The sequence below is a fragment of the Chamaesiphon polymorphus CCALA 037 genome (assembly GCF_003003845.1).
GTDB lineage: Bacteria > Cyanobacteriota > Cyanobacteriia > Cyanobacteriales > Chamaesiphonaceae > Chamaesiphon > Chamaesiphon polymorphus.
Genome location: NZ_PVWO01000337.1, coordinates 1 through 6,650 on the forward strand (window position 1 = coordinate 1; position 6,650 = coordinate 6,650).

The following is a 6,650-nucleotide window of genomic DNA, read 5'->3' on the forward strand; positions in this document are numbered from 1 at the left end:
ACTCCCGCCCCACGTTCGCGGAGCGTCCCCTTTGGGGAATCGGCCTACATTCGCCGGATCGGTTGAAGGTTGATTATCATCCATTACACTAGAGTTAGAGCCAAAGTGTCGCTCCTCGATAACTGTTAATTTCTGATTATGTTTGACCAATTAGCCGAAAGTTTAGAATCAGCCTGGGTAAAGTTGCGCGGTAAGGACAAGATCAAGTCCTCCAATATTCAAGATGCGCTCAAGGAAGTCCGCCGCGCCTTGCTTTCGGCTGATGTAAACGTCCAAGTGGTCACCAATTTCGTTAAAGAAGTCGAAACCAAAGCCCAAGGTGCGAACGTAGTTTCGGGAGTTCGCCCCGACCAGCAGTTTATTAAAATTGTCTACGACGAACTCGTCAAGACGATGGGGGAAACCAATAGTCCCCTGGCGAATGCCAGTACCAAGCCCACAGTGATTCTGATGGCGGGTTTGCAAGGTGCGGGTAAAACCACGGCAACAGCCAAACTTGCCTTACATTTACGCAAAGAAAATCGCACCGCGCTGATGGTTGCAACCGACGTTTATCGTCCAGCCGCGATCGATCAGCTCATCACGCTAGGCAAGCAAATTGACGTCCCAGTGTTCGATATGGGCACGGATGCCAATCCGGTCGAAATTGCCCGTCAAGGCATCGCCAAGGCGCGGGAACTGGGCGTAGATACGGTAATTGTCGATACTGCCGGACGCTTGCAGATCGACGATCGGATGATGACGGAATTAGCCGATGTCAAAGCCGCAATTCAACCGGATGAAATTTTACTAGTAGTAGACTCAGCCATCGGTCAAGAAGCCGCAAATGTCACGATGACATTCCACGATCGCATCGGCATTACAGGCGCGATTTTGACCAAATTAGATGGCGATACGCGCGGTGGTGCGGCTCTATCCGTCCGAGCGATTTCCGGTCAACCGATCAAATTTGTCGGTGTAGGTGAAAAAGTCGAAGCCCTCCAGCCATTCTATCCAGAGCGGATGGCATCGCGGATTCTGGGGATGGGCGACGTCTTGACATTGGTCGAAAAAGCCCAGGAAGATTTCGACATCGCCGATGCTGCGAAATTAACCGAGAAAATCATCGAAGCCAGATTTGATTTCAATGACTTCATCAAACAGATGCGGTTATTAAAAAATATGGGTTCCCTCGGCGGTTTGCTCAAGATGATTCCGGGGATGGGTAAGCTCTCTGACGGTCAATTGAAGCAAGGTGAAGACCAGCTCAAGAAAGCTGAAGCGATGATTCAGTCGATGACCAAGGAAGAACGCGGCAATCCCGATTTACTCGCGAGTACTCCCAGCCGTCGCCGTCGAATTGCCAAAGGTTGCGGCTATAGCGAAAGCGATGTGAGTAAGCTAATCTCGGAATTCACGCGGATGCGGAGTATGATGCAGCAGATGAGTATGGGGAATTTTCCAGGGATGGGTGGCGGTCAACCCGGCGCGCGTGGTGGTCAACCTGGCGCGCCTGCGGCGAAGGTTAAGAAGAAGAAAAAGGGATTTGGGACTCTCTAGGAACGAGGATTTAGTAATAACAAATATGCGCTTGTCGCAATCTTCTTGGGTAGAGGCAATTCATGAATTGTCCCTACCCAAGAAGATTGCGACAGCTTTTGGCTAGATCGATCCTATTGCTATTGCGATCGCCAGTTTATTCCATAGTTGCAGATCGATCCTAGAAATGGAGTCTTGTCGAATCGGTAGGATTCTTGTACTATAGTATTACCATTGAACAGCGATCGATCGTGACACCAGAAATTCATACCCGTACCGAGCAACTTCGAGAACAGCTTCAGTCGGCTGGATATGCCTATTATGTCCTCGACAATCCCGTGATGGAAGATGCGGTGTACGACAGGCTGTATCGGGAGCTGCAAGATTTAGAGAGTCAATATCCAGAGCTTGTGACGACAGATAGTCCTACGCAGCGAGTTGGCGAACGTCCGGCTGCGGGGTTTGTTTCGGTCAAACATAATATTTCGCTCTACAGTCTGGAAAATGCTTTTGACATGGCGGAGTTTGCCAAGTGGGAAGCGGGTTGGCAGCGGAATATGGGGAGTAAGGAGAGTGCGGAATATGTCTGCGAATTGAAGATCGATGGTTCGGCGATCGCGCTGACGTATGAAAATGGATTATTAGTACGGGGTGCGACGCGTGGCGATGGCGATACGGGCGAAGATATTACCCAGAATATCAAAACTATTCGATCGATTCCGCTCAAGTTAAAGTTAGAAAATCCTCCGCCAGTTGTCGAAGTGCGAGGTGAGGCTTATTTACCGATTGCGGTATTCGACAGGCTCAACCAGGAACGCCAAGCAGCAGGCGAACAATTACTCGCCAATCCGCGTAACGCCGCAGCAGGCACATTACGCCAACTAGACCCCAAAATGGTCGCCCAACGGCAATTAGATTTCTTTGCCTATACGCTCCAGATTCCGACGACTACGCCCCAAACCGAACTCCACAGCCATCTAGAATCCCTAGAACTGCTGGAACGGATGGGATTTAAGGTCAATCCCCATCGCCAATTATGCGCCGATGCTGACAAGGTGAGTGAATATTACGATCGCTGGAATACAGAACGCTTAAACTTGCCATATATGACCGATGGCGTAGTTGTCAAAATTAACTCGTTTGCGCTGCAACAAGAATTAGGCTTTACCAACAAGTTCCCGCGCTGGGCGGTAGCTCTCAAGTATCCCGCCGAAGAAGCACCGACCAGAGTCTTAGACATTAGTGTAAATGTCGGCAGAACGGGGGCAATTACGCCCTTGGCACACCTCGAACCAGTGCAATTGGGAGGAACCACAGTTCAGCGCGCGACACTCCATAATGGCGATCTGATCGAGCAATTAGACATTAGAATCGGCGATACAGTTATCGTCTGCAAAGCTGGCGAAATTATCCCCAAAGTCGTGCGCGTATTGACAGATTTGCGTCCGGCTGGGACTTCCGCTTTTAAAATGCCGACTAACTGTCCCGTGTGCGATTCGATCGTTACTAAGTCGGCGAGCGAAGCAGTATTGCGCTGCAATAATCCTAGCTGTGCGGCAATTCTTAAGGGTGCGTTGGTACATTGGGTGAGTCGAGATGCACTCGATATCAACGGGATGGGCGAAAAGTTAATCGAGCAATTAGTCGATAGTAAATTGGTAAATTCAGTCGCCGATTTATACGAACTGACGATAGAAAAATTAATGACTTTAGAGCGGATGGGTAAAAAGTCAGCAACTAAAATTGTCGAAGGGATCGCGAGTTCCAAATCTCGACCGTGGTCGCGAGTATTATATGGATTGGGGATTCGGCAGATTGGGAATAATGGTGCGAATATTATAGCCGAAAGATTCCCCTCGATCGATCTATTATGCCAAGCCTCGATCGTCGATTTGCAAGATATTCGAGACGTCGGATTGGAGACGGCACAATCTGTCTATAATTGGCTCCAGCAAACAGAAAATATCGCCTTAATCGATCGACTAAAAGCCGCAGGTTTACAATTCGATCGATCTTCAGAAGCTAGTAGTAGTTCTGCTGTTAGTTCGATCTTGGTCGATAAAACTTTCGTCATTACTGGTACTTTGCCGACGCTCAAACGCGATGAAGCTAAAGATTTAATTGAGAGCCATGGCGGGAAAGTTTCAGATTCAGTGAGTGCGAAAACTGACTATTTAGTTACAGGTGAAAAGGCTGGATCGAAGTTAGCCAAGGCAGAGAAACTTGGCGTTAAAATAATTGGCGAAGCCGAACTATTAGAGTTAACCGCAGAGGGAACAATCTAGAAGGAAAGCTTTAGAATAGATAGCCTAGTAGATCGACAATTCCATCCTGCCATTTTTTCTCGCCAAGTTTCTTGACCATCATACAATCTGCCATCGATTCCTCGCCAATGCCAATAATTTGATGCTCATCTACCTTCATCCAACGACAAATATTTGTAACTTTATGATAGCCATTTTCAACATACAAACGGGAATCATCGGCAAATAAGACCAGAAAGTCAATCTTGCCCATGTTGCCCAATTCTGCAATCTGCTGTAATAATTTCGTTGCTATTTTTTGAGATCGATAGGATAAGGCTACACACAGATCGATAACGCCAAAAATCCGCACTGGATGGCCATTATTAGTAATAACTCGATGCTCGATGCCCACTTGTGCAACTAAGTTGTTATCAGCCCATACTAGATAGCGAAACTGTGGAAGAAGCTTATAATAGCTGCGATCGAGTGGATAATCTGGAAATGATTCTACTAATAACTGATTTATAAGTTTATGGGTGTCATCTGAAATCTCATACTCTGGAATAATTTCGATTAGCATCAGGAGAAACTCAGATAATTTTAAGATCGACGGCGAAAACTGGATCGCAACATTAATATTAGAGATCGCCATCTAAATTGTTTGAAGCTTTGGCAATTACTATATTTAAATAGTGAGTCAAAGTCAGCGGATCGACTCCTAATTGAGATCGTTCTGTAGCGGCTAAAATTGCCGCTTGAGAGTGCCACCAAGCAGCAGTTGCCACAACTTCAGCAATATCGAGATCTTGCCGTCGATCTGTTGCAATTAAACCGCCAATTAGTCCTGTCAAAACATCACCACTGCCACCTCTAGCCAGAGCTGGGGTACTATCGGGAATGACGATCGATTTACCATCATGAGCGATAACAGTTCGCGCTCCTTTGACTAAAATAACTGCGCCACTAGCTTGCGCGGCTGCACTAGCAGCACCGAGTTTATTAGTGGTGGGAATCTTGGTAAATAGCCGTTTAAATTCACCAATATGTGGTGTTAAAATTGTCGGCTGAGTCCGGCTAGCTAAAGATACTTCCGTGCCGAGTTTGGCAATAATATTCAGAGCATCGGCATCTAGCACGATCGGGCAATTTGCCGCTAAAATTTGTTTGACTACTTTCGATGGTCGCTCGGTTAAACCACAACCGCAGGCGATCGCTTGATATTTACTCAGATCTAATTCTGGCAGTGATTTAATCGTCCCAGCTTCTGTTTCTGGACAGCTAATAATTAGAGCTTCTGGTAAATAGTTTAATAACACTGGCTTGAGCGATTCTGGGACGGCGATCGATAGCATTCCGACGCCAGTTGCTCTAGCTCCTAAGCTCGCCAAAATTGCCGCGCCACTATATTGTGCGGAACCAACGATTAATAATAAATGTCCTTGATGATATTTGTGGGTAATTGACGATCGTGGCAATGGTAAATTAGAGATCGCCCGATCGGTAGTCATCCGCGTTATCATCGGCTGCTTGCCTAAGATCTGCTGGATATCGGCGATTGGGATATCGAAATCGATTAATTCAGCTTTACCTAAATATTCGATCGCCTGTTCGCAAATAAAAGCTACTTTCCAGATTCCCAAACATAGCGTTACCGTCGCCTCAATCGCAATTCCCAAAACACAACCAGTATCGGCATGAATTCCCGAAGGTAAATCGATACTGACGATCGGTAGCTGCGATTTATTAATTAACTCGATCGCCTCAAATAAACTACCGCTAATTTCACGATTCAAACCGAAACCAAATAAGCCATCGATAATGACATCTCGATCGGTCAAATCTTTGACATTATCGACAATTTTGACACCCAAACTCGAAAGATAACAATAGTGTTGGTTAGTTAATTCGCTTAACTGCTCCGACGGCACATAGATGGCAATCTCATAGCCCTGAAAATATAACTCGCGAGCAACGACAAGCGCGTCGCCACCATTATGACCCATCCCTACCAAAATACCGACTCGTCGATGAGTGGTGCGCGGGTAAAGAATTTGAAATCGCCGCGCAATTAAGCCGCCGACTTTTTCCATCAGTGCCGCGACAGGCATTCCGGCTGCAAATATCTTGCTTTCGATTTGCTGCATCTGTTCGGTAGAAACCAGGAATCGATCTAATAATCGATCGCGATCGCGTATTATTTCTGGCATCATCGCCATCCAATTTGGTTTTTAAAAATTAGTGGTTTTGTTGACTAGCGTAACGCGATCGATGTGGTGGATGGGTGGATGCTGCATTTCCTTTACCCTAAAGCCTAAAGCCTAAAGCCTAAAGCCTAGAGCCTAATCCCTCTTCTAAGCCACTAAATCTAGGTGCTAGTTGCTTCACGATACATGCTTACAATTCGATCGACTACTTCGTCGATGCTGAGATTGTCAGTAACTATTTCGATGGCATCTGCTGCTTTTTTTAAGGGGGCAATTTCGCGGGTACTGTCGATGCGATCGCGTTCGGCGATCGAGTGCTCCAATTCTACCAAACTCACTTCGCCTTGACCGCGATCGAGTAGATCCTGTTGGCGACGTCTGGCGCGTTCGGGTACCGATGCAGTTAGAAAAATCTTGACTTTGGCATTTGGAAAGACATGAGTACACATATCTCGTCCTTCAGCGACGATACCGCCATTGGCTCCGATGGCTTGTTGCTGGGTGACTAATGCGGCTCTAACTACGCCTAGAGCGGCAATTGCCGAGACTTTACCCGTCACTGCTGGCGTCCGAATCACCTCTGTGACATCAGTGCTATTGACTACTACTCGATCGTCAGTTAAGACGATCTTGGCTTCATTTACCAATCGGGCAATATTTAGCTCGTCATCGAGGGCTAAAT

At 46.8% G+C, this 6,650-nt stretch carries 5 protein-coding genes; 2 read left to right on the forward strand and 3 right to left on the reverse strand.

Annotation, left to right across the window (positions count from 1 at the left end):
• The first annotated feature begins 138 nt into the window (after window positions 1-138).
• Complete coding sequence (ffh, locus tag C7B77_RS20870; protein ID WP_106309334.1) at window positions 139-1,539, forward strand: signal recognition particle protein; 1,401 nt, start codon at window positions 139-141, stop codon at window positions 1,537-1,539.
• A 194-nt stretch (window positions 1,540-1,733) separates the two neighbouring features.
• Window positions 1,734-3,803 (forward strand): NAD-dependent DNA ligase LigA, encoded by a 2,070-nt coding sequence (ligA, locus tag C7B77_RS20875; protein ID WP_425430841.1) that lies wholly within the window; start codon window positions 1,734-1,736, stop codon window positions 3,801-3,803.
• A gap of 10 nt (window positions 3,804-3,813) precedes the next feature.
• Here the strand turns inward: ligA and C7B77_RS20880 are convergent, their stop codons facing one another.
• The 3 genes from C7B77_RS20880 to cmk form a co-directional block, all read right to left on the reverse strand.
• Window positions 3,814-4,416, reverse strand: coding sequence for a GNAT family N-acetyltransferase (locus C7B77_RS20880; RefSeq protein WP_106309337.1), 603 nt, complete (start codon window positions 4,414-4,416; stop codon window positions 3,814-3,816).
• On the reverse strand, window positions 4,403-5,971 hold the full coding sequence (locus C7B77_RS20885; protein WP_106309346.1) for an NAD(P)H-hydrate dehydratase: 1,569 nt from the start codon (window positions 5,969-5,971) through the stop codon (window positions 4,403-4,405). Before C7B77_RS20885 ends, C7B77_RS20880 begins: the two co-directional genes overlap by 14 nt.
• Before the next feature lie 158 nt (window positions 5,972-6,129).
• The coding region (cmk, locus tag C7B77_RS20890; RefSeq protein ID WP_106309340.1) for a (d)CMP kinase at window positions 6,130-6,650 on the reverse strand (521 nt) is incomplete at its 5' end.

Excerpts from the sequence above, each read along its gene's own strand:
- C7B77_RS20880 (WP_106309337.1), bottom strand. The coding sequence starts at position 4,416 with ATGGCGATCTCTAATATTAATGTTGCGATCCAGTTTTCGCCGTCGATC.
- C7B77_RS20885 (WP_106309346.1), bottom strand. The coding sequence starts at position 5,971 with ATGCCAGAAATAATACGCGATCGCGATCGATTATTAGATCGATTCCTG.
- ffh (WP_106309334.1), top strand. The coding sequence starts at position 139 with ATGTTTGACCAATTAGCCGAAAGTTTAGAATCAGCCTGGGTAAAGTTG.